The 22,147-nt window shown below is 60.0% G+C and carries 21 protein-coding genes; 8 read left to right on the plus strand and 13 right to left on the minus strand.

What is annotated here, in order from left to right:
* Window positions 1-24 precede the first annotated feature (24 nt).
* The gene (gene mnmC2 / locus ACR0LH_RS16960) at window positions 25-690 is read left to right on the plus strand and encodes a tRNA (5-methylaminomethyl-2-thiouridine)(34)-methyltransferase MnmC2 (RefSeq protein ID WP_480721797.1); all 666 of its coding nucleotides are present in this window, start codon (window positions 25-27) and stop codon (window positions 688-690) included.
* Entirely contained in the window at window positions 687-1,556 is an 870-nt protein-coding gene (locus tag ACR0LH_RS16965) for a DMT family transporter (protein WP_170485739.1), read from the plus strand. The genes mnmC2 and ACR0LH_RS16965 overlap by 4 nt, the downstream gene beginning before the upstream one ends.
* Here the strand turns inward: ACR0LH_RS16965 and ACR0LH_RS16970 are convergent.
* Window positions 1,530-3,494: a lytic transglycosylase domain-containing protein gene (locus ACR0LH_RS16970; protein WP_480721798.1), complete on the minus strand. Its 1,965-nt coding sequence runs from the start codon at window positions 3,492-3,494 to the stop codon at window positions 1,530-1,532. The two genes, ACR0LH_RS16965 and ACR0LH_RS16970, sit on opposite strands and share 27 nt — an antisense overlap.
* 132 nt (window positions 3,495-3,626) lie before the next feature.
* Between ACR0LH_RS16970 and dapA the strand changes: the two genes are divergently transcribed.
* Window positions 3,627-4,499 carry a 4-hydroxy-tetrahydrodipicolinate synthase gene (gene dapA / locus ACR0LH_RS16975; RefSeq protein WP_480721799.1) on the plus strand — a complete coding sequence of 291 codons (873 nt, stop codon included), beginning with the start codon at window positions 3,627-3,629 and terminating at the stop codon, window positions 4,497-4,499.
* Between the two features lie 98 nt (window positions 4,500-4,597).
* Here dapA and ACR0LH_RS16980 read toward each other — a convergent pair whose 3' ends face one another.
* The 6 genes from ACR0LH_RS16980 to pdxR form a co-directional block, all read right to left on the minus strand.
* On the minus strand, window positions 4,598-5,470 hold the full coding sequence (locus ACR0LH_RS16980; protein ID WP_480721800.1) for a dimethyl sulfoxide reductase anchor subunit family protein: 873 nt from the start codon (window positions 5,468-5,470) through the stop codon (window positions 4,598-4,600).
* Window positions 5,470-6,219 (minus strand): 4Fe-4S dicluster domain-containing protein, encoded by a 750-nt coding sequence (locus tag ACR0LH_RS16985; protein WP_480721801.1) that lies wholly within the window; start codon window positions 6,217-6,219, stop codon window positions 5,470-5,472. The genes ACR0LH_RS16980 and ACR0LH_RS16985 overlap by 1 nt, the downstream gene beginning before the upstream one ends.
* Before the next feature lie 91 nt (window positions 6,220-6,310).
* A complete protein-coding gene (locus tag ACR0LH_RS16990) occupies window positions 6,311-9,124 on the minus strand; it encodes a molybdopterin oxidoreductase family protein (RefSeq protein ID WP_480721802.1) in 2,814 nt (937 codons plus the stop codon).
* A gap of 87 nt (window positions 9,125-9,211) precedes the next feature.
* Complete coding sequence (gene pta, locus ACR0LH_RS16995) at window positions 9,212-10,225, minus strand: phosphate acetyltransferase (RefSeq protein WP_480721804.1); 1,014 nt, start codon at window positions 10,223-10,225, stop codon at window positions 9,212-9,214.
* A gap of 5 nt (window positions 10,226-10,230) precedes the next feature.
* Window positions 10,231-12,009, minus strand: coding sequence for a sulfoacetaldehyde acetyltransferase (gene xsc / locus ACR0LH_RS17000; protein WP_480721806.1), 1,779 nt, complete (start codon window positions 12,007-12,009; stop codon window positions 10,231-10,233).
* Window positions 12,010-12,134: 125 nt separating this feature from the next.
* Window positions 12,135-13,595, minus strand: coding sequence for a MocR-like pyridoxine biosynthesis transcription factor PdxR (gene pdxR, locus ACR0LH_RS17005; protein ID WP_480721808.1), 1,461 nt, complete (start codon window positions 13,593-13,595; stop codon window positions 12,135-12,137).
* A gap of 124 nt (window positions 13,596-13,719) precedes the next feature.
* Here pdxR and ACR0LH_RS17010 point away from each other — a divergent pair, with 124 nt between their 5' ends.
* Window positions 13,720-14,028: a metalloregulator ArsR/SmtB family transcription factor gene (locus tag ACR0LH_RS17010; RefSeq protein WP_170386056.1), complete on the plus strand. Its 309-nt coding sequence runs from the start codon at window positions 13,720-13,722 to the stop codon at window positions 14,026-14,028.
* A complete protein-coding gene (locus tag ACR0LH_RS17015) occupies window positions 14,021-15,052 on the plus strand; it encodes a permease (RefSeq protein WP_480721809.1) in 1,032 nt (343 codons plus the stop codon). Before ACR0LH_RS17010 ends, ACR0LH_RS17015 begins: the two co-directional genes overlap by 8 nt.
* Window positions 15,053-15,132: 80 nt before the next feature.
* Here the strand turns inward: ACR0LH_RS17015 and ACR0LH_RS17020 are convergent, their stop codons facing one another.
* Both ACR0LH_RS17020 and ACR0LH_RS17025 read right to left on the minus strand, forming a co-directional pair.
* A complete protein-coding gene (locus ACR0LH_RS17020) occupies window positions 15,133-15,522 on the minus strand; it encodes a hypothetical protein (RefSeq protein WP_170796679.1) in 390 nt (129 codons plus the stop codon).
* Window positions 15,523-15,574: 52 nt separating this feature from the next.
* Window positions 15,575-16,336 (minus strand): DUF1013 domain-containing protein, encoded by a 762-nt coding sequence (locus ACR0LH_RS17025; RefSeq protein ID WP_480721810.1) that lies wholly within the window; start codon window positions 16,334-16,336, stop codon window positions 15,575-15,577.
* Between the two features lie 130 nt (window positions 16,337-16,466).
* On the opposite strand from ACR0LH_RS17025, the gene ACR0LH_RS17030 reads away from it, so the two are divergent.
* On the plus strand, window positions 16,467-17,108 hold the full coding sequence (locus tag ACR0LH_RS17030) for a ribonuclease T2 family protein (protein ID WP_480721812.1): 642 nt from the start codon (window positions 16,467-16,469) through the stop codon (window positions 17,106-17,108).
* On the opposite strand, the gene ACR0LH_RS17035 is transcribed toward ACR0LH_RS17030, so the two are convergent.
* Window positions 17,105-17,593 (minus strand): hypothetical protein, encoded by a 489-nt coding sequence (locus ACR0LH_RS17035; RefSeq protein ID WP_170386039.1) that lies wholly within the window; start codon window positions 17,591-17,593, stop codon window positions 17,105-17,107. The genes ACR0LH_RS17030 and ACR0LH_RS17035 overlap by 4 nt on opposite strands.
* Window positions 17,594-18,029: 436 nt before the next feature.
* On the opposite strand from ACR0LH_RS17035, the gene ACR0LH_RS17040 reads away from it, so the two are divergent.
* Complete coding sequence (locus ACR0LH_RS17040; protein ID WP_480721814.1) at window positions 18,030-18,458, plus strand: hypothetical protein; 429 nt, start codon at window positions 18,030-18,032, stop codon at window positions 18,456-18,458.
* 21 nt (window positions 18,459-18,479) lie between these two features.
* On the opposite strand, the gene recR is transcribed toward ACR0LH_RS17040, so the two are convergent.
* The 3 genes from recR to ACR0LH_RS17055 form a co-directional block, all read right to left on the minus strand.
* On the minus strand, window positions 18,480-19,073 hold the full coding sequence (recR, locus tag ACR0LH_RS17045; RefSeq protein WP_480721815.1) for a recombination mediator RecR: 594 nt from the start codon (window positions 19,071-19,073) through the stop codon (window positions 18,480-18,482).
* Between the two features lie 64 nt (window positions 19,074-19,137).
* Window positions 19,138-19,482, minus strand: a complete 345-nt coding sequence (locus ACR0LH_RS17050) for a YbaB/EbfC family nucleoid-associated protein (RefSeq protein ID WP_170386032.1) — start codon at window positions 19,480-19,482, stop codon at window positions 19,138-19,140.
* 235 nt (window positions 19,483-19,717) lie between these two features.
* Window positions 19,718-21,478, minus strand: coding sequence for a DNA polymerase III subunit gamma/tau (locus tag ACR0LH_RS17055; RefSeq protein WP_480721817.1), 1,761 nt, complete (start codon window positions 21,476-21,478; stop codon window positions 19,718-19,720).
* Between the two features lie 170 nt (window positions 21,479-21,648).
* Between ACR0LH_RS17055 and ACR0LH_RS17060 the strand changes: the two genes are divergently transcribed.
* A complete protein-coding gene (locus ACR0LH_RS17060) occupies window positions 21,649-22,146 on the plus strand; it encodes a protein-tyrosine phosphatase family protein (protein WP_480721818.1) in 498 nt (165 codons plus the stop codon).
* Window position 22,147: the final 1 nt, after the last annotated feature.

Raw genomic sequence — 22,147 nt, forward strand, 5'->3', positions numbered from 1 at the left:
GCCGCTTAGCTACAGGATTCCCCGATGGCAGACCAGCGCGCCGAACTGACTTGGACCGACGATCACATACCCGTTTCAGATCGGTTCGACGATCCGTATTACTCGTTGCAGAACGGGCTGGCTGAAACGCGCCATGTCTTTCTTGACGGCAACGACCTGCCCGCGCGCTTCGCGCCAGGGTTTCATATTGCCGAACTTGGGTTTGGCACCGGTCTGAATATGCTGACCGTGTGGTCAGAGTGGGAGAAGTCCGGGCAAACAACTCCTCTGAGCTTCACCAGTTTCGAAGCCTACCCAATGGACCCTGCGGATATGTCCCGCGCATTGGAGGCTTTTCCCGAAATCGCCCCCTGGGGCACGCGTTTTCTGCAGCACTGGCGCGGAGGGTCGTGCGATCTGGGTACGCTGCGGCTTGAGGTTATCGAAGGGGACGCACGCGAGACGCTGCCCAAATGGACAAAATCTGCCGATGCGTGGTTTTTGGATGGGTTCTCTCCTGCCAAGAACCCAGAGCTGTGGGGGGCTGAGTTGATGCAGCATGTGGCCGACCACACGGCCCCCGGCGGCACTGCTGCGACCTACACGGCTGCTGGTTTCGTTCGCCGCGGATTGGAGGAGGCGGGTTTTTCTGTCACCCGCGCGCCGGGATATGGCCGCAAACGTCACATGACGCGGGCGGTCAGATCATGACGCAACAGAACAATACGCGCGCAGGTATCGCCTTGATGATTGCCGCAACCGTTGTGTTTGCGTTGCAGGACGGCATGTCCCGCCACCTTGCCGGAACTTACAACACCTACATGGTCGTCATGATCCGGTACTGGTTCTTTGCCGCATTCGTCGTGGCACTGGCCCTGCGTGCTCCGGGTGGTATCGGGGTGACGGCGCGGACCAGCCAACTGGGATGGCAGATATTGCGCGGTGTTCTGCTGGCCGGTGAGATTTGCGTGGCGGTTTATGCTTTTACCGTTCTGGGCCTGATCGAAAGCCAGGCCGTGTTCATCTGTTATCCGCTTCTGATAGCTGCGCTCAGCGGTCCGGTATTGGGCGAAAAGGTGGGCTGGCGGCGGTGGATGGCGATTGGCGTCGGCTGCATGGGTGTGCTGATTATCCTCCAACCCGGCATGGGCGTGTTCAATCCGTTGGCCGTGATACCTCTGATCTCGGCCCTGATGTTCGCCGTCTACGGGTTGCTGACCCGGTATGTCGCCCGACAGGACAGCACCGCAACCAGCTTTTTCTGGACCGGTATCGCCGGAGCGGTCGCCATGACTGCGGTCGGCATGTGGTTCTGGGAGCCGATGGAAAGCCGCGATTGGTTCTGGATGGGGCTGCTGTGCCTCAGCGGGGTTCTGGGGCATTGGCTGCTGATCAAGTGCTATGAAATGGCCGAAGCCAGCGCCGTGCAGCCCTTTGCCTATTTCCACCTGATGTGGAGCGCGATTCTGGGTATCTCGGTTTTTGGCGAAACCCTGCGGCCCGCCGTCGTCATCGGCGCCGGGCTGGTCATCGCTGCTGGTCTGTTCACCCTATGGCGCGAACGCCGCCAAGGTTGAGCCTATCAACTCCTGCGAAAACGGGATCGGCAGGGCCGGTTGGCCCAGACGGGCGCGGTAAACCGGCAGGCTTTCGGCGACGCGCATCACGTAATTGCGGGTCTCGCTGAACGGGATCGTCTCGATCCAGTCGACAACGTCGATCTCACCCGCGCGCGGATCACCATATCGGCCCATCCACGAGATCGGTCTGCGCGGTCCGGCGTTATATCCGGCGGCCATCATCACGACATTGCCGTTGAAATCGGCCGCCAGCCCAGACAGGTAGTTCGCCCCCAGCTTGGCATTGTATTGCCAGTCCGACGTCAGCTTGCCCGTTTTGTGACCGCTGAGAATGCCCATGTTCTTGGCAACCAGTTGAGCGGTCGCAGGCATAACCTGCATCAAACCTCGGGCACCTGCGCCGCTGACGACAACCGGGTCAAACTCACTTTCGCGCCGGGCAATGGCCAGAGTCATCTCCTTCGCCATAGGCAGACCCAGATCGGCCACCGGATGCACCGGGTAATAGGCAGCAGGAAGGACAACACCGGTTTTGGCCGCACGCTTGGCAATCATCACCGCCAAATGAGGCTCTTTCAGTTCGATCACCAGATCACCCAACTGGGTTGCCTCGACCGAGTCTAGGTCTTCCACCAGGTGTGTCAGGAACCGTTCTGACAGGTTCGCTTCACCGGCCTGTAGCAGCAACAACCCCGCCTCCAGCACACTGGACTCGGCGAATTCGGCCTGTTTCCAATGCGGCGCGCGTCTGGGATTTGCCAACTCACCGTCGAAGGGGCGGCCAATCTGCTCAGCCGCCAGCAAACCGTAGAACGAGGTCTGATGGTCCGCTCCCATCGCATAGGCTTCGTAGGCCTTGTCCGCATTGCCCTGTGCCGCGTAAGCCCGCCCAAGCCAATATCCGGCCCGCCCTTTCGAGATCGGCGACTGAACGGCGTCCGAAAAGTTCTGGAAATGTCGAACGGCGGTTGCCGGGTCGTTCAGTTTGCGCAGGGCAAGAAACCCTGACAGCCATTCAAGGTCGGCATATCCATAGCCCATTTCAGGCGTCATGTGGTGGTTGGCGGCGATTTTATAGGCACGGTTGGCATTGCCCCCGCGCATCTCCAGCCGCGCCAGCCGACGGCGGCCTTCTGCCCATTTGTCCGGTTCGCCCAGAGCCTCGGGGCCAGTGGATCGCGCCAGCATCAGGTCAATGGCGCTGTCATCCAGTTCCTTCTTGTCCCGCCAGACAAACCGGTCAAACGCCAGCCCCGGAGACTCTGCCAGCGACTTGGGAACGGCGGCCACCTTACCATCCACACCTGGCTGACGCTTTTGCAGGGCGATCCGGGCTTCGGCCAGTCTACGGTGATCAGACGCGACCAAAGGCAGCATCTGCCCCGCGCTGACAAGGTGGTTGTCCCACAGCATCCGATCCAGCCGGGCTTCGTGGTGCGGCTTGAGGAGCTTTCCGAAGTTTTCAAGATAATCCTTTTGCAGCCCTTTACCCATCGGCATGGTCCGCCATGCGGCAACAATATCGGCCTCGGCATCCCCCTGACGCCCCTTGGCTTTGAGTGCCACCGCATAGTTCAAGGCGCCTTCCGCTGTTTGCGGCGGCACATCGGAATAGAATTTCAAAACACGGTCAGGATCCGCACCGGTAAACGCCGGTTCACTTTTCCGGCGCAGCCATGTCAGACCGGGCCAGTCCGGGCGGCGGTCCAGAAAGACCAGTACATCACCGGAACTGCCAAAACCTTCGCGCAGCCAATGCCAGACGATTATGTCACGCGACACGGACCCCCGAGCACCGGCTTCGCGCAAAGCGGCGTTCCAGTCGCCTTTGCGCATTTCATACAGTCCGGCGCGCAGATCGCTCGCTGCATCGGCATGCGCCTGCCCGAATGATCCCAGAATCATTGCCATCAATAGCGTCAGAACGCGTGTCATGCCTTGCATTTCCCAACCAACCAAGGATAGAGCCATTCAGGATAAACCTTGCGCCGCCGGGATCAACTCACATCGCTCAGATTGTGATCGCTGGTGGCCCAAAATTGCCAACTGCACTCTGAGGAGCGTGTCATGTTCAAAGGCTCGATGCCAGCCCTGGTCACCCCGTTCACAAACGGCGAGTTGGACTTGGATATGCTCAAACGGTTGGTGGAATGGCAAATTCAGGAAGGGTCGACCGGTCTAGTGCCCGTAGGCACCACCGGAGAAAGCCCCACCCTCAGCCATGAAGAACACGAAACCGTCGTCGCAGAGGTCGTGAAAGCCTCGGCCGGGCGAGTGCCCGTGATCGCGGGTGCGGGATCCAACAACACAGTTGAAGCCATCCGTTTCGTGCGATTCGCACAGAAGGTCGGTGCCGACGCCGCGCTGGTCGTGACCCCCTACTACAACAAGCCGACGCAAAAAGGTCTGATCACGCATTTCCGCGCGCTGCATGACTGCGCGGATCTCCCGATTGTCATCTACAACATTCCCGGTCGTTCGGTCGTCGACATGACCCCTGAGACGATGGGAGAGCTGGCGGAGCTGCCGCGCATCGTCGGCGTCAAGGATGCCACCGGTGATCTGGCGCGCGTAAGCCAGCAGCGCGCCACCTGCGGGCCAGATTTCTGTCAATTGTCGGGCGAGGACGCAACCGCGTTGGGCTTCAATGCGCATGGGGGCGTGGGCTGCATCTCGGTAACAGCAAACATAGCGCCGAAACTCTGCGCCGAATTCCAGCAGGCGACACTTGCGGGTGACTACGCCAAGGCGCTGGAATACCAGGATCGGCTGATGCCATTGCACGAGGCGATCTTTATTGAACCCGGCCTGGTGGGAGCAAAATACGCCCTCAGTAAACTTGGCCTCTGCAGTACCGAGGTCCGTTCGCCCCTGACAGAACTGGAAGACGGAACCAAATCCGCGATTGACGCGGCAATGGCCCACGCCGGTCTGCTATAATCCGGCTGAACCTTGGCGGGATCCGCCCTTCATCTGGCTAGAAATATCCCGGGGGATGAATTGGTCTGAAAGACCAAGAAGGGGGCTGGCCCCCTTCCTTACCGTTTGCCGTAATACAATCCGACCACGTGCTCGGCCTGCGCGAAAAACAACCAGCGCGACACGGCAACACCCGCCAGATGCGAGAGCACCGCAAGCAGGGCAAAAAAGTGGTTGAACGGCAGAAACAGCAGAACAACTGGGGCGAAGAAAGCCAGCAGAAACGAAATGATCCGCAGTTTCTCGGCGTGTTTGCGCCCCACGACATGCACGAACTCCCGCAGCAGATAGTTCGTCCCTGTGTGAGGTGGCTCAAACGCCCGAACCGATCCGCGTGACCCCAGACCCGTTGCTGTGCCCAGGTTGGTTCCTGATTGGGCAAGCGCTTTGTCGCCCTGCCACCAATACAGCGCTTGAACAGTCGCGGCGACCAGCAACAAAGGAACCGCCAGCCCGGTTTGACCTGCAAGCAGCGCGCCTCCAGCCAGACTAAAACTCAGAAACAGCGCCGGTGTCAGCTTCATGTTCCAGCGCGGGATGGTCTTGAGCTGGGTATAGATCATGGACGTTGTGAAAACAGTTGCCAGCGAAAACGCAGACCCGATAAGCCCGAGCACGCTCCACCGTTGTCCCAGAAAGACGGCTCCGATCGCGTAAAGGCCCATAACGATCAGTGCGATGACTGCACACCATCCTTCGCGGCTAAGCCAACTGGACCTCCATTGAGTGAACGCCTTCCAAGCGCGTTCCGGGTGTCCAAGGTGGAAGGTCGAGGCCATCAGCCCGCCCACAGACAGACCATAGGCGATAACAAAGAAAACGAACGCAACCCAGCCGGTGACGTCCGGCAACCCAAGGCCCAAAAAGAAGAGGAGACCGAAACCCAGGCCGGACAGGGTGGTGAAAATGATGACGGAAGGGGCTGGATGCATCAGAGCTTCTCCAGAGCTTTGTCGAGCCAGCCGATAAAACCCTTGGGTTCTTCGGCGACCGGGGCCAGCAGCGGTGCCAGAATATCAATCTGGTCTTCCACCTGGTCTTTGGGGCGTGGTGGCAGGTATTTGTTCACGGGCTTGGTGCCCATTTCGGGCATCAGGTCCATCCCCTCCCGCTCGGCAACCAATTTGCTGACATCGCTTTCGGGGTCTCCAAGGTCGCCGAAATGCCGTGCCCCGGCGGGGCAAGTGCGAACGCAGGAGGGGACTCGGTCCACCTCGGGAAGGTTTTTATTGTAGATACGATCAACGCAGAGCGTGCATTTCTTCATCACTCCTTCCGCCATATCCATCTCACGCGCTCCGTAAGGGCAGGACCACGCGCAGAGGCCACAACCTATGCAGTCGTTTTCGTTGACCAGCACAATGCCATCCTCGACCCGCTTATAGCTGGCCCCGGTGGGGCAGACGGTGACGCAGGGCGCGTCCTCGCAATGCAGGCAGGATTTTGGAAAGTGGATTAGTTGGGCGTGGCCTTCGGCGGGCTGAACCTCGTACGAGTGGACGCGATTCAGGAACGTGCCCGACGGGTCGGCACCATAGGCGTCCTGATCGGACAAGGGTGCCCCGTAGTTTTCGGTGTTCCATCCTTTGCACGAGATCACGCAGGCATGACAGCCGACGCAGGTATCAAGGTCGATGACGAGGCCCATTTTGCGCTCGGTCGATTGGGGGAGCTGGGTCATGACGGGCTTGCCTCTGCGAGTGTGGTGAGGTTTGGCTGGGGCTCTGCCCCAGACCCCGGGATATTTTTAGCCAGATGAAGCGCGGACCCGGTCATTTGCCAACCTTCCATGCAATATCCTTTGGGCCGGTGCCGACGGGGGAGTTGATCGGGCCGAATTCCGGCTGGCTTTGCGATTCGGTCGGAGGGGTGGTCTTTTCGATTTTGACTTTGAGGTCGAACCACGCCGCCTGACCTGTGACCGGGTCCGAGTTGGCCCATCGCATTCCATCGCCTTTGGGGGGCAGCAATTCGTGGATCAGGTGGTTGAGGAGGAACCCTTTGGTGGCCTCGGGCGCGTCTTCCTGCAAGGCCCACGCGCCTTTGCGTTTGCCGATGGCGTTCCATGTCCAGACGGTGTTGTCGTTCAGCGCGGACATTTCCATAACCGGGACTGTAATTTCTCCGTGAGGCGAGGTGACTTTGGCCCAGTCGCCGTCTTGTAGGTTGTGTTCGCGCATCAGTTTGGTGGGGACGTAGAGTGGGTTTCGGCCGTGGAGTTGGCGCAACCATGCGTTCTGGGTGCCCCAGCTGTGGTACATCGCCATGGGGCGTTGGGTCAGGGCGTTAACGGTAAAGCCCTCGTTGCCCTGCTGGTCGGTTTCGTACCAGATCGGCAGCGGGTCCATTGTGTTTTTGATCCGCTGGCGCAGGTGCTCGGGGGGCTGGCGGTCGCCATGCCCTTCGGCGGCCAGTTGGAATTTGCGCATGGGCTCGGAATAGAGTTGGAACAGGTAGGGTTGCGGGCGGTCATAGAGGCCCATGCCCACCGCCCAGTCCTGATAGGCCGCGTTCCACGGTTTGTAGTAGTCCGCGCCCTCGGGGATATGCGCCACGTAGAAGCCACCGTTTTCGATGTAGCGGTTTAACTGGTCAGGATTGACCTCTCCGCGTCCTTCTTTGGTGCCATCCTCGCCCCGGAACCCGGCCAGGGGGCCGATACCGGGTTTGCGTTGGTGGTTGACGATGTAGTCGGCGTAGTCTTTCCATTTGGGCGTGCCGTCTTCGTTGGTGAAACCCGGCAGGCTCATGCGGTTTGCCAGTTCGATCAGCACCGATTGGAAGCCGCGCACGTCCCGGTCGGGCTCCACCACGGGCCAGCGGATCGCGTCGGCGGCGGCGTCGGCCTCGCAGATCGGGCGGTCGAGCAGCGAGATGCAGTCGTGCCGCTCCAGATAGGTGGTGTCGGGGAGGATCAGATCGGCATAGGCCACCATTTCCGAGGAATATGCGTCGGAGTAGATGATCTTGGGGATGACATACTTGCCGTCTTCGGTCTTGGCCGACAGCATCTCCATCACGCCCTTGGTGTTCATGGATGAGTTCCACGACATGTTCGCCATATACATGAACAGCGTGTCGATCTTGTACGGGTCACCGGCAGCGGCGTTCGAGATCACCATATGCATCAGCCCATGGGCCGACATCGGGTTTTCCCATGTGAATGCCTTGTCGATGCGTTGCGCGTTGCCGTTTTCGTCCAGCAGCAGGTCTTCGGGACCACGTGGGAAGCCAAGGTGCGGCCCTTCCAATGGTCGACCGGGGCGGCGGTCGCCGTGTGGGGTAGGATGCGCCTCGACCGGTTTGGGGTAGGGAGGTTTGAAGCGGAAGCCGCCGGGGACCTCGACCGTGCCCAACAGGATTTGCAGCACGTGCAGAGCGCGGCAGGTTTGGAAGCCGTTGGCATGGGCGGAAATTCCGCGCATGGCGTGAAAGCTGACTGGGCGGCCCGTCATTTTGCTGTGCTTTTCGCCCCGGAAGTCGGTCCATTCGTGATCCAGCTCGATCGCCTCGTCAAAGGCGACGCGGGCGATTTCGGCCGCAATGGCCCGGATGCGTTTGGCGGGGATGCCGCAGCGGTCGGCGACGGCTTCGGGGGCGTGATCGTCCGACAGGTATTTCTCGGCCATCAGGTGAAAGACCGGGCGGTGCGTAACGCCATCTTTGTCGTAGGTGGCCGACAGATCCGGGCGCACGCCGGGTTTGTCGAAGGCGGTTGGTTCGCCAGTCACGCGGTCGATCACCAGAGGTTTGCCGTCTGCGTCGCGTAGGAACAGTCCCTTTTCCGGACCTTCTGCGGCGTTCACCAGAACCGGCGCATTTGTGTAGCGGCTGAGATAGTCGAGGTCGATCTTACCCGCCTTCATCAGCACATGGATCAGTGACAGGATAAAAAGACCGTCGGTGCCGGGCGTGATCCCGACCCAGTCATCGGCCACCGCATTATAGCCCGAGCGGATCGGGTTCACGCCAATCACCCGCGCGCCGCGTGCCTTGATCTTGCCAATCCCCATCTTGATCGGGTTGCTGTCGTGGTCCTCGGCCACGCCGAACAGCATGAACAGTTTGGTGTGGTCCCAGTCGGGTTGGCCGAACTCCCAGAAGGCACCGCCCATCGTGTAGATGCCACCTGCGGCCATGTTGACCGAGCAGAACCCGCCATGGGCCGCGTAGTTGGGCGTGCCGAAATGCTGTGCCCAGAAGCTGGTAAAGCTTTGGCTTTGGTCGCGGCCGGTAAAGAAGGCCAGTTTCTGCGGGGCGGTCTCGTGCAGCTCGTTCAGCCAGCCGACTGCGGTGCTGATCGCTTCGTCCCATTCGATCTCGCGGAATTCGCCCGAGCCGCGTGGTCCGACCCTGCGCAGCGGTTTGCGCAGGCGCGATGGCGCGTTGACCTGCATGATCCCGGCGCTGCCCTTGGCGCACAGAACGCCCTTGTTGACGGGATGGTCGCGGTTGCCCTCGATATAGGCGACCTTTCCGTCTTTCATATGAACGTTGATGCCGCAGCGACAGGCGCACATGTAGCAGGTGGTCTTGCGAACCTCATCCGAGACCTTGGGCGAGGTATCTATGACTGGCTGGTTCAAATCGGCCCCCTGTAGTTAACGATCTGATCATTCTCACATTTTGCCGAGAACCGGAATAACTTTTGCATTTTAGCGGCTATCGGCGGCTCATTTCCCAATCTGGCCATGTTGCGCCTGAACGCTGGTAACGGCGATCATGTGCAGTATGTCTTCGGCCGTACAGCCACGGGACAGATCATTCGCGGGTTTGGCCAGCCCTTGCAGAACTGGTCCGATGGCTTCGACCCCGCCTATTCTTTGTGCAATTTTATACCCTAGGTTGCCTGCGTTCAGGCTGGGAAACACGAATACGTTCGCTTCGCCCTTCAGGGGCGATTCGGTCGCCTTTTGCGCTGCGACCTCGGGCACGAAGGCGGCGTCGAACTGCAGCTCTCCGTCGATCAACAAGTTCGGATCCTTGGCACGCGCGATATGGGTGGCTTCGACAACTTTTGAGACCTTCGGGTGCTCGGCGCTGCCGGATGTCGAGAAGGATAGCATCGCCACGCGCGCCGTATCTCCTGTCAGCGTGGTGTAGGACGCAGCCGAAGCGCGGGCGATTTCCGCCATTTCCTGCGCGTCGGGGTCCACGACCAGACCGCAATCGGCGAATATGCGCGCTCCCTTTACCTCGTGGTGGTCCTGGCAGAACAGCATCAGGAAAAAACTTGAAACCATGGCGGCGTCCGGGGCCGTGCCGATGATCTGCAACGCGGTACGCACAGTGTCCGAGGTGGTCTCGACCGCGCCGCCTACTGTGCCGTCGGCAATGCCCTGTTGCACAAGCATGGCTGCGTAGGTCAGGCGGTTGGTGATCCGCTGGCGCGCGTCATCCAGCGTCATGCCCTTGTGCTTGCGTCGCTCGTACAAGGCTTCTGCCAGTTTGGGTGTCAGCGCAGATGTTGCCGGATCGTGGATTTCGATGTGTTCGCGGTTGAACTCGCCCTGCGCCTCCAACAGAGGTGTAACCTTGGCTGTGTCGCCAACCAGAATGATCCGCGCGACATTCTCTTTCACCGCCATGACCGCGCCCTCGACGACACGGGGATCATCGCCCTCGGAAAGGGCGATGATTTTGTCCGACGCGCTGGCCGTCCCGAGAATGGCGCGCAGAGGCTTCACGCGGGTTACGCCCCGGCCTGCGGGGTCATGTCATCCGCGCTGATGCCCGCAACCGCCACCGGTTTCTTCATCGCGTCGCGGCGGAAGGGCTCACCCAGTTCCTGGTTGATCATCGCTTCGATCAGGGTGGTGATCCCGTTTTTCTGGTCTTCGATCGCCTGGTTCAGCGCCGCCGTCAGCTCATCCATGGTATGAGCCACGACACCTTTCAGGCCACATGCCTGCGCGATCCCGGCATACGAGACTTTGGTGTCCAATTCGGTGCCCACGAAGTTGTCGTCAAACCAAAGGGTCGAGTTCCGTTTCTCGGCCCCCCACTGGTAGTTGCGGAAGACGATCTGCGTGATCGCGGGCCATTCCTCGCGCCCGATTGCGGTCAGTTCGTTTACCGCGATGCCAAAAGCGCCGTCCCCAGAGAAGCCGACGACCGGAGTATCCGGGTTGCCGATTTTTGCGCCGACGACGGAAGGCAGCCCGTAGCCACACGGCCCGAACAGTCCCGGCGCCAGGTATTTGCGGCCCGCCTCAAAAGACGGATAGGCGTTGCCGATGGCGCAGTTGTTGCCGATGTCCGAGGAAATGATCGCTTCGTTTGGCAGTGCCGCCTGTATCGCACGCCACGCCATGCGAGGGCTCATCCAGTCTGGCTTGGCGGCACGAGCGCGCTGGTTCCATGTGGTGCCAGGATCGTCATCCTCGTGATCCATGCTCGAGAGTTGCTGTGCCCAAGCCGATTTCTTTTGCGAAATTCGAGACTTGCGCTCGATCCGGCCTGCATCCCCGGCTGTATCGCTGAGCTGCTCAAGGATGCCCTTGGCGACTTTGGCGGCGTCTCCGATCACGCCAACCGAGACTTTCTTGGTCAGGCCGATGCGGTCGGGGTTGATGTCGACCTGAATGATCTTGGCGTCAGCGGGCCAGTATTCCATGCCATAGCCCGGCAGGGTCGAGAACGGGTTCAGACGGGTGCCGAGGCACAAAACCACATCGGCCTCACTGATCAGCTCCATCCCCGCTTTTGAGCCGTTGTAACCCAAAGGACCGGCGAACAGAGGGTGGCTGCCGGGGAAGGCGTCATTGTGCTGGTAGCCGACGCAGACCGGCGCATCCAGACGTTCGGCCAAAGCAATCGAGGCGTCGATCCCGCCTTCGGACAGAACCACACCCGCGCCGTTCAGGATCACCGGGTTCTTGGCGTTGGACAGCAGGTCTGCCGCCTGCGCTACGGCGTTTTCACCACCCGAGGGGCGCTCGAATTCCACAATCGCGGGCAGGTCTACGTCGATCACCTGAGTCCACATGTCACGTGGGATGTTCAACTGAGCGGGCGCGCTGGTGCGTTTCGCCTGCATGATCACGCGGTTCAGAACCTCGCACACGCGGGACGGGTCGCGGACCTCTTCCTGATAGGCGACCATGTCCTCGAACAGTTTCATCTGTTCGACTTCCTGAAAGCCGCCCTGACCGATGGTCTTGTTCGCCGCCTGCGGTGTGACCAACAGTAGCGGAGTGTGGTTCCAATAGGCGGTTTTGACGGCGGTGACAAAGTTGGTGATGCCGGGGCCGTTCTGCGCGATCATCATCGACATCTTGCCGGTGGCGCGGGTATAGCCGTCCGCCATCATGCCTGCGCTGCCCTCATGCGCACAGTCCCAGAACATGATGCCCGCCTTGGGAAACAGGTCCGAGATCGGCATCATGGCCGAGCCGATGATCCCGAACGCATGTTCGATCCCGTGCATTTGCAGAACCTTAACAAAGGCTTCTTCCGTGGTCATTTTCATCTGACTGATCTCCGCGCATGTGTGGAATGGCCGGGCGATTTACCCTGCCTTTGAATACGGTTTTGGCCCAAGGGAACGGGTGGCGTTAGGGCCAGAACGAACGGCGGAATAGGTCCAGAGTTGACTCAGTAGGCACCGATGGCGTCGGCGATGAGTTTCGCACCGGGCGCAATGCGATCAAGGGCGATCGAAGAATAGCCGAGGCGATAGAAATTCCGCGGCCGTTCAGGGCCGGAAAAGAACGGCGCGCCCGGCTCGATATGAACGCTCTGACCGCGCAGCCTTTGCGCGAGTTCCGTCGTGTCCACATGGGGCGGCGCAGACATCCACAGGGATGACCCGCCAAGAATTCCACGTCCGGCAACGGTCAGGCCATGCTGATCCACCGCGTTGTCCAGCGCATCGCGCCGTTGGGCCAGCGCCTTTGACATCCTTCGGATTTGCGCATCGTAGTGGCCAAGCGACAGGAAGTATGCGGCCGTGCGCTGGATATGTCCGGGCGGATGGCGGAGCGCCAGCGAGCGCAGGGCGCGGGCCTCGCGAATGAACGGTTCCGAGCCTACCATGTAGCCAAGGCGCAGCCCCGGAAAGAGCGATTTGGAAAAGCTGCCCACATAGATTACCCGCCCGTCCCGGTCCATCGATTTGAGCGCGGGAGAGGGCGCGCCCAGAAAGGCCATCTCGAATTCGTAATCATCCTCGACCACCATCGCATCAAGCTCGCGCGCGCGGTTCAGTAAGTCTGTTCGGCGGTCCACGGGCATGGTCGCGGTGGTCGGGCTTTGGTGGCTGGGTGTCGTGAAGATCACGTCTGTCTCCTTCGGCAGCGCGTGGGCGGGCAGACCATCACGGTCAACCGGGACAGGAGCCACTTTACACTCGGAATGATTCAAGAGATCGCGCAGCGCATAATAGCAGGGATCTTCGATCACAGCCGTGCGATTGCGATTCAGCAATATGCGCGAGGCCAGCCAGAGGGCGTTCTGCGCACCCATGGTGATCAGGATTTCTTCCGGTCGCGCAGCAATGCCCCGACGGGGCAGGGTGTGTCGGGCGATGAACTCGACCAGCAGCGGATCGTCCTGATCGACGTAATCTCCGGTCAGAGAGTCAAAGTCCTTGTGACCCAAGGCACGCACTGCGCAGAGACGCCAGTTGGCGTGGTCGAAAAGCGTTCGATCTGCCTGTCCGTAGATAAAGGGATAGCGATAATCGCGCCAATCGCTGGGTTTGAACAAAACTTCTCCGTCCGAGAAGCGTCGCGCCAGTGCCGTATTCCAGTCAACGGTTTCATCCCCGCGCTGAACTGGCGAGTACTTTGGTGGCACTGGGGCATTTTGCGAGACATAGTACCCGGATCGGCCCTTGGCAGTCAGGTAGTCATTGGCCAGCAGTTCCGTATAAGCCAGCGTCACCGTAATCCGGCTGACGCCCAGATGCGCGGCCAGTTTGCGGGATGAGGGCAGCTTTTCGCCCACGTGAAAACGGCCCGACAGAATGCCCTCGGCAATCATCTGCTGGATCTGTGCCTGCAGCGTGCCTTGTCCGTTGAGTTCAAGAAAGAAGGTGTCGACCGAAATGCCCATAGGGTCTTATAGGGTGGACTTATGGAGTGAGCAATCTGGACTTACAGGGATTTGTCTATTTGCGTTGACAACGGAATTCGACTCACCTAAATAACTAGAAATCTAGTTTAATGGAGAATGCGACATGTGGGAAACCGCCGCAGCAGGATTTTCGGCCATGGGATCCGAGGCCCGGTTGAAAGTTCTGAAAACTCTGGTCCGGGCAGGTGAGGCCGGTTTGACCGTTGGCGAAATACAGGAACGCACGGGTATCGCGCCGTCTACATTGGCGCATCACCTGCGGTTTCTGGCGGCCGGTGGTGTCGTTGAGCAAGAGAAAATAGGGCGCACAACGATCAACCGCGCCAGCTATGACGAGCTTAGAAATCTGGCGCAGTTCATCTTGTCCGAGTGCTGCGCGGACGAAGTGGGAAAGGCCGCGAACGATGGCTGAATTGACACAGAACCCGAAGATTTCGGGAAAAGCTGCGCTGGACGTGATCAAAACGCCATGGGCGGTGATCGTCGCGATTTTGATCGCCGTGGCGGTTCTGGACCCCGGAAACTGGGTAGAGGTTGTCACTTTCGCAGGCAAGGCACTTGCGCATACCGGGCAATATATTCTGTTTGCTGTCCTGCTTTTGTCTTACCTCAAGGCGACAGGGGCCGAGGTCATGGTCGCCCGCGCCTTTGAAGGGCGCGAAACACGGATGATTTTCCTCGCCGCTCTGTTTGGCGGGTTGGCACCGTTTTGTTCCTGCGAGGTGATCCCGTTCATCGCGGGACTGCTGGCGCTGGGTGCGCCCTTGTCGGCGGTGATGGCGTTCTGGCTCAGCTCTCCTTTGATTGACCCGCCCACCTTGCTGATCACAGCGGGTGCTTTGGGCTGGCCGTTCGCGATCGGGAAAGCCGTGGCTGCTGTCGCTCTGGGGCTATTCGGCGGTTTCGTCGTGCGAGGTCTGATGCGCAGCGGCGCATTCGCGCAGCCGCTACGGGAATACAAACCAGCCGGTTGCTGCGGGTGTGGCCCCAAGCAGGATGACAAACCCGTCTGGCGGTTCTGGCAAGAGCCCGAGCGTCGCCAGCGCTTTCGGTCCGAGTTCGTTCACAACGGCCTGTTCCTGCTGAAATGGCTGGCTCTGGCCTATGTGCTCGAGGCGCTGCTGGTCAGCTACGTTCCGGCTGATCTAATCGCTCGGGTGGTTGGTGGTGAGGGTGTCTTGCCCATCGTCATCGCGGCTCTGGTCGGGATGCCTGCTTACCTGAACTCATACGTTGCACCGCCGCTGCTGGCCGGTCTGACCGAACAAGGGATGAGTGTCGGGGCCGCCATGTCGTTCATGGTCGCAGGTGCGGTCAGTTCGATCCCGGCCATGGCCGCCGTCTGGTCGCTGGTCAAGCCGAAGGTGTTTGCGACCTATCTGGGGCTGGGCATAACCGGAGCCATTATCGCAGGGATCATATTTCAGATGATCTAGTGCGGTTGGGGTCTCTAGCTGAACCCGAAACGCCTAAAAGGAAAAACCGCCCGGTGGTGTCACCGGGCGGTTTTGCGCGATCAGCTTGCTTCGCAATATCGCGGCAGCTTGAAGCGGTATCGCGGTTCGCCACTTTCGATGTAAACGCGTTTTTCTATGCAGGCTTTGTCGCCAACAGTCTGGGAAATCGGCGCTTCGGTGGACGAGATCGATGTCGCGGATCCATCCGGCAACCGTACCGAGGCGATGACCCCGTTCTTGAGATCCCCGTTGATCGGCGTGGCAGACAGGACCGGGACCGTCATGAACGCTTCGTGCTCGTGCCGCCCGTCGTCGTTGAGCAGCAAGAGCGCCGCTGCAACGGCAACGACTCCGACACCTCCCAGCACAGCCAGACCCTTGGTCTTCATAAAGGCATAGATCGACACGGCTCGGTGCGGACCAAATACGGCAGACAATACGTTCAGCATGTGGTTCCCGTTAAAAAAGCCCCGGCCCGTTCAGGCAGGGGCTGTCTGTGCATTAGGGGCGCAGATCGTCTTCGTCTTCATCCTCGGCCCCGCCTTTGGGCAGGTTGAAGAAGCTGTCCGCGTCGATGACCGGCTCGTCGTCTTTTTCTTCGACCGGGTCGTCGGACAGCGAGAATGTTTCCAGACCTTCGATCGCGGTCGGGATTTTTGGCGCGGCGTCCATTTCCAGCGACTGCTCGGTCGAGACCAGCTTGCGGCGTTCGTCATCGCTCATGACGCCACCTTCGGCGGCTTTTTTGGCCGCGGCCTTCTGAACGATCGCATCCAGTTCGGACTGTTTGCACAGACCCAGGGCGACCGGGTCGATCGGCTGCATGTTGGCGATGTTCCAGTGCGTGCGCTCACGGATCGACTGGATGGTGGGCTTGGTGGTGCCGACCAGCTTGGCGATCTGACCATCGCTGAGTTCAGGGTGGAACTTGACCAGCCACAGGATCGAGTTCGGACGGTCCTGACGTTTGGACAGCGGCGTATAACGCGGGCCACGGCGCTTTTCTTCGCCTGCTGCAGCGGCGTTGAACTTGAGCTTGAGCTTGTGCAGCGGGTTGTTCTGCGCGGCGTCGATCTCGTCCTGGGTCAGCTGGTTGTTGGCGATGGGGTCGAACCCTTTGACGCCAGCGGCCACGTCGCCGTCGGCGATGCCTTGCACTTCAAGCTCGTGCATGCCTACGAAATCCGCGATCTGCTTGAAGCTGATCGTGGTGTTGTCCACCAGCCATACGGCTGTTGCCTTGGCCATAAGCGGTTTTGCCATCAGCCCGTCTCCTTTAAATACATCTGTCCCGTCGCCGGAATTCGGCGGCCCCGTGGTCTTGGGGCAGGTTTCCGTTGTCGGGGAACTTGGCCCGTATATAGTCGCGCAAGGTCAAGAAGGGAAGAGGCGAATGCGCCAAGGGATTCTGGGGCTGTTGTTATGGGTTCTGAGTGCAGCGGCGGCGCAGGCCGAGGGCGAAAAGGCTGGGGAATTCGACTACTATGTTCTGGCCCTCAGCTGGTCGCCCAACTGGTGCGCGCGCGAAGGGGATGCGCGCGGCTCGGACCAATGCGATGCGCGCCACGATCACGGCTGGATTCTGCATGGGTTGTGGCCACAGTTTCATCAGGGCTGGCCGTCCTATTGCCAAACCGCCGAGGCTCCACCGTCGCGCCATATGACGCGGGAAATGGCGGATATTCAGGGCACGTCCGGTTTGGCGTGGCATCAGTGGAAGAAACACGGAACCTGCTCGGGCCTCTCCGCGCCGGATTATTTCGCCCTGTCGCGCCATGCTTACGAGCAAGTCGTGCGGCCCGAGGTCTTTCGCAAGCTGGATGAGGCCGTCAAACTTCCGGCCTCGGTGGTTGAAGAGGCGTTTGTGAAAGCCAATCCGGGGCTACAGCCGGACATGATCACCATCACCTGCAAACAAGGCTATATCCAAGAGGTCCGCCTGTGCCTGTCTCGCGATCTTGAACCGGTGCCCTGTGGCCGGGATGTGATCCGGGACTGCGCGGCGACAGACGCCCTGTTCGATCCGATTCGCTAGAGCTTTTTGTTCTGGCAGTCGCGCGCGTATTCCAGCGCCTTGGCCGTGCCCTTCAGGTCTATGGCCATGACGGTTTCCCCTGCCGGATTGTAAACGGTCATTGTGCGGTTCTGAGCAATGGCATTCACAAAGTTCCGGTCGGTGAAAAACACCGTCGCACCCGGCACGCGGTTCTGTTTGAACCCAATGGCGGTGGCGTCAAAGCTATTGCCGTCCAGCTCGAACCGGATGGGATAGCTTTGGCCCTGTTCAATATCCCCCCACGCCTTGTTGAAAACCGTAAAATACCCGCGGTCGCCCAAAGCGTCATAGCCTAGACGAACGACCGACAGATCCTCGTACACCGTCTGGATCAGGCACCCGTTGCCAAGCGCGGGGTCCATCATGATGTTCCAACCCTCGGCAAAGCCTTTGTCGATGAGTTCCTGCGACCAAGCGGCGGTTGCGGTGAAGGCGGCGAGGGTGAGGGCGAGAAGGCGGGTCATGATCTCTTTTCATAGACTGTGAATTAACTTCTCGAACTCTAAATGACACGCAAATCGGAACAAAGGGTTTATCGGTGCCACAAAGTTGAATTTTTCCTTTTGACTTTGAAACGCCAGTTGTGCGTTTGTTGATTAAACCACATTTTCATCTTTCGGAGGCGGCGGCTACTTGATTCCGGGTCCTATTACTCTTCGAGTCTATGTTTTTAGGATACTCACTGCAATTTGCTGTGTAGTCGGACCAGTCGTTTGGGCAGAAGGCGAGCTACCTGAAAAACCCAGTGGTTTCCGATTTGACCCAAACGCCTATTGTGCGACCCACGGATGTCGCAAAGGTCCATCAATCCTTGATCCGCCAATTCAGGAGGAAGAATGGCAACCCTTTGAAAGTACAGATCCGGTGGTTTGGGGGGCCGACGCGTGCCTGGGATATTTCTTGACCAAAGATGAGAGTGCGTGGAATGGCGGCACGACTGAAGATAAGGCTGTCGACAAACACAGCATTTATGTAGTCCTAGGCAATTTCTTGGCGCGTTTTCACGTCTTTGACTGGCCGCCCATTGATGCAGCCAAACCCTATGCGAACTATGGGGTTTTTCAGTGCGAAAATACGCGCTGGCCTGAACACAAGCTGGACGCTGAGCGCAGCACGGAACTGAAAAAGTGGACGGAGTTCAGGCTGTCCAGTGCGAATGGTTGGGTCGGAAGTATCGAAAGCTTTGCCGGGTACTTGAAAGGATCATTTAGGAATGATGCCCTCGGACTAACGGTTCATTTCGAGAACTACAGTGGCGCGCGCGTCCGGTTTGAAGCGGACTATTTGGGGCCACCGGTGCTGATTGACGAAACCGATGGGCTCTATTGACGCGCTACAGCCCGCAACGGCTCACAACTCCTTCCGCGCCCTCAGCGCTGCCGTAATCGTCCCGTCGTCCAGATAGTCCAACTCCCCGCCAATCGGCACACCCTGCGCTAGCGAGGTCAGGCGGACCTGCCCCTCTAGCTGATCGGCGATGTAGTGTGCTGTGGTCTGGCCATCGACGGTGGCGTTCAACGCTAGGATGACCTCGGTAACTCCTTCAGCCATCACCCGGTCCTTGAGGCGGGGGATGCGCAGTTCGTCCGGGCCGACGCCGTCCAGTGCCGATAGCGTGCCGCCCAGAACATGATAGCGGCCTTTGAACACGCCCGCACGCTCCATCGCCCAAAGGTCAGCGACGTCCTCGACCACGCACAGCTCACCAGTCGCGCGGACCTCGCTGTTGCAGATATCGCAGATATCGGTCGTCCCCACGTTGCCACAGTTCAGACATTCGCGGGCGGTGATGGCGACCTGCTGCATGGCATCGGATAGGGGGGTCAGCAGCAGGGCGCGCTTGCGGATCAGGTGCAGCACAGCGCGGCGGGCCGAGCGCGGGCCCAACCCTGGCAGCTTGGCCAACAGGTCGATCAGGTTGTCGATGTCGCTGTTCGAGCTCACTGCGCGCGCTCCTGCAAATGAGCCGGGCAGTGGCGCCCGGCCTGTGTTTCATCAGGAGTGTCTATCAGAACGGCAGCTTGATGTCTGCGGGCAGGCCCATGCTTTCGGTGAGCTTTGCCATTTCTTCCTGCGACCGCTCTGCCGCTTTGGTCTGCGCATCCTTAATGGCGGCAAGGATCAGGTCTTCGACCACTTCCTTGTCGTCGCCGTTGAAGATCGATGGGTCGATGTCCAGACCTTTCAGTTCGCCTTTTGCAGTGGCGGTGGCCTTGACCAGCCCGGCACCGGATTCGCCAACAACCATGATGGTGTTCAGTTCTTCCTGCATGTCGGTCATCTTGGTCTGCAAATCCTGTGCGGATTTCATCATCTTGGCCATGTCGCCCAGACCGCCGAGTCCTTTGAGCATCGTGTTTCTCCTGTAAGTCAGTTTGAAGTCTAAATACGGGCGGCACCCGCGCGGCACAAGGGCCGTAGGTCTCCCGCCCGTCGTCAAGGTCTTTGGCAAGACCTTTCCTCCCGTTGGGCCCGGCAGCGCGGGCCTTGCCCGCGCTGCCGGGCCCAAGTCCGCTCAGGGGTATCGGCGTCAGCCGATGACCCGTGGCGGGCGCGGGAGCATTGCGGGTATTGATTTCGCGAAGGGTTCAATCCTCCTCGAACGGGTCCCATTCGTCTTCGACTTCGGGCAAGGCTTCTGTTTCGACCTTGGCGGCGCGTTCCTCGGGCGTTTCGATCCTTTTGATCCGGGCTTTTGGGAATTGTTCCAGCACCGCCTGAACCAGCGGATGCTGCTCGGCCTGCGCCCGCAGCGCGAGGTCTGCCGCGTCCCTGACCTCGGCGATTGTCGCCGTGTCACCGTCCGATACGACTGATACCGCCCAGCGATTTCCGGTCCAGCGTTGCAACGCCGATCCCAGCCTTTGCGCCAAATCCGTCGGAGCATTGTCGGCCGGAGTGAACTCGATCCGTCCCGGCTGGTACGAAACCAGTCGCACGCCGTTTTCAACCTCGACCAGCAGTTTCACGTCCCGGTTTGTGCGGATCAGTTCGACCACATGTTCAAAGGTCGGATACCGGGCCAAGGCGGTCTGAGTGTCCCGCGCCAAAGCTGCGCTGGGTGCGCCCGCGCCGCCACCTGCTGGCGCCGCGTAAGACCGTGCTGCAGGTGCATGTGCCTGAACGGTGCCGTGCGTCGGCGCTGGCATTCCGCCGCCGGGTCCGCCGTTGGGGGCAGGGGGTGGCGCGTCCTGAAGACGTCTGATCAGATCTTCCGGGGTGGGCAGGTCGGCGACATGGGTCAGCCGGATAATGGCCATTTCCGCCGACATCATCGCATTTGGCGCGGCCGAAACCTCTTCGAGCGCTTTCAACAGCATCTGCCACATCCGGGTCAGGATGCGCATCGGAAGGGCTTCGGCCATCTGAACGCCCCGCGCGCGTTCGTCAGGCGAGACCGTCGGGTCTTCTGCAGCGTCCGGCGTTATCTTGACCACCGAGACCCAATGCGTGATCTCGGCAAGGTCGCGTAGCACGGCCAGTGGGTCGGCACCTTCGGCATATTGGCCGCCCAGCTCCGTCAAAGCTCCGGCGGTATCGCCGCGCAGGATCATGTCCATCAGGTCCAACACTCGCCCGCGATCGGCCAATCCCAGCATGGCCCGCACCTGATCGGCACTGGTTTCCCCGGCACCGTGTGAAATAGCCTGATCCAACAGCGAGGTCGCATCCCGAGCCGATCCTTCCGCCGCGCGGGTGATCAGCGCCAGAGCATCCTCGGCGATCTGAGCGTTCTCGGCAGTTGCGATCTTATTCAGCAGGCCGATCATGTCCTCGGGTTCGATCCGGCGCAGGTCAAAGCGCTGACACCGGGACAGGACCGTCACCGGAACCTTGCGGATCTCGGTGGTGGCGAAGATGAACTTCACGTGCTCGGGCGGTTCTTCAAGGGTCTTGAGCAGAGCGTTGAACGCACTGTTCGACAGCATGTGAACTTCGTCGATGATGTATATCTTGTAGCGTGCACTGGCGGCGCGATATCGGACGCTTTCGATGATCTCGCGAATGTCGTTCACTCCGGTGCGGCTTGCGGCGTCCATCTCCATCACGTCAACGTGGCGGCCTTCCATGATGGCCACGCAGTGTTCGCACTGGCCGCAGGGTTCGATCGTGGCTTTGCCTTCGCCGTCTGGTCCGATGCAGTTCATGCCCTTGGCAATGATCCGCGCCGTTGTGGTTTTGCCGGTGCCGCGAATGCCGGTCATGATGAATGCCTGCGCGATCCGATCGGCCTCGAATGCGTTTTTCAGCGTGCGCACCATCGCGTCCTGGCCCACGAGGTCGGCAAAAGTTTCAGGACGGTATTTACGCGCGAGCACCTGATAGGCGGGGCTTGGAGTTTCGGTCATGTCTGCTCTGTCGGATTCGTATCAGCTTTGCAGCGTAGTGACCCCCGCCGCCTACGTCCACAGCAGGGTGCGATGAATTTCGATTTGGCATGGCAGATCGCAGGAGGTACAGCTTTCGGTAAGTATGTTTGCCCCGTTCGCGGGCTTTCTATGCAGGCTGCGTGGTTTTTTTGGACAAGTTTGAAATCTATCCCGTACCGATTGGTTCCGGCTTGGTGGCCTTGGCTCCGATACCGGGTCGGCATGGGGACTACGCTGGGGATCTGGGAACACTCCTTGAATGGCGGCCAGATCTGGTGATCTCAATGACGACGGACATCGAAATGGCAGATGCCAGGGCGAGCGGGCTGGGACACGATTTGCAGTGCAATTCGGTCAAATGGGTTCACCTGCCGATCGAAGATTTTGGTGCCCCGTCATCAGGGTCGCAAACAGAATGGTCGGAAGTCAGCGCTGCGGCGCTGCGGATACTTTCAGGTGGCGGCAAGGTTCTGGTGCACTGCCGGGGCGGGTGCGGGCGTTCCGGAATGACGGTATTGCGCCTCATGGTGGAAAGCGACGAAACCCCCGAGCAGGCTCTGCGCCGATTGCGGGCCGCAAGGCCATGCGCAGTGGAAACCGCCGCGCAGCTTGCCTGGGCGACGGCACCGGTTCCGCGTGGCGCTTGAC

The sequence above is a fragment of the Ruegeria sp. CL6 genome (assembly GCF_056536465.1).

Coding starts and splice junctions, on each gene's coding strand:
- mnmC2 (WP_480721797.1), top strand. CDS start 25: ATGGCAGACCAGCGCGCCGAACTGACTTGGACCGACGATCACATACCC.
- ACR0LH_RS16965 (WP_170485739.1), top strand. CDS start 687: ATGACGCAACAGAACAATACGCGCGCAGGTATCGCCTTGATGATTGCC.
- ACR0LH_RS16970 (WP_480721798.1), bottom strand. CDS start 3,494: ATGACACGCGTTCTGACGCTATTGATGGCAATGATTCTGGGATCATTC.
- dapA (WP_480721799.1), top strand. CDS start 3,627: ATGTTCAAAGGCTCGATGCCAGCCCTGGTCACCCCGTTCACAAACGGC.
- ACR0LH_RS16980 (WP_480721800.1), bottom strand. CDS start 5,470: ATGCATCCAGCCCCTTCCGTCATCATTTTCACCACCCTGTCCGGCCTG.
- ACR0LH_RS16985 (WP_480721801.1), bottom strand. CDS start 6,219: ATGACCCAGCTCCCCCAATCGACCGAGCGCAAAATGGGCCTCGTCATC.
- xsc (WP_480721806.1), bottom strand. CDS start 12,009: ATGAAAATGACCACGGAAGAAGCCTTTGTTAAGGTTCTGCAAATGCAC.
- pdxR (WP_480721808.1), bottom strand. CDS start 13,595: ATGGGCATTTCGGTCGACACCTTCTTTCTTGAACTCAACGGACAAGGC.
- ACR0LH_RS17010 (WP_170386056.1), top strand. CDS start 13,720: ATGTGGGAAACCGCCGCAGCAGGATTTTCGGCCATGGGATCCGAGGCC.
- ACR0LH_RS17015 (WP_480721809.1), top strand. CDS start 14,021: ATGGCTGAATTGACACAGAACCCGAAGATTTCGGGAAAAGCTGCGCTG.
- ACR0LH_RS17020 (WP_170796679.1), bottom strand. CDS start 15,522: ATGCTGAACGTATTGTCTGCCGTATTTGGTCCGCACCGAGCCGTGTCG.
- ACR0LH_RS17025 (WP_480721810.1), bottom strand. CDS start 16,336: ATGGCAAAACCGCTTATGGCCAAGGCAACAGCCGTATGGCTGGTGGAC.
- ACR0LH_RS17030 (WP_480721812.1), top strand. CDS start 16,467: ATGCGCCAAGGGATTCTGGGGCTGTTGTTATGGGTTCTGAGTGCAGCG.
- ACR0LH_RS17035 (WP_170386039.1), bottom strand. CDS start 17,593: ATGACCCGCCTTCTCGCCCTCACCCTCGCCGCCTTCACCGCAACCGCC.
- ACR0LH_RS17050 (WP_170386032.1), bottom strand. CDS start 19,482: ATGCTCAAAGGACTCGGCGGTCTGGGCGACATGGCCAAGATGATGAAA.
- ACR0LH_RS17055 (WP_480721817.1), bottom strand. CDS start 21,478: ATGACCGAAACTCCAAGCCCCGCCTATCAGGTGCTCGCGCGTAAATAC.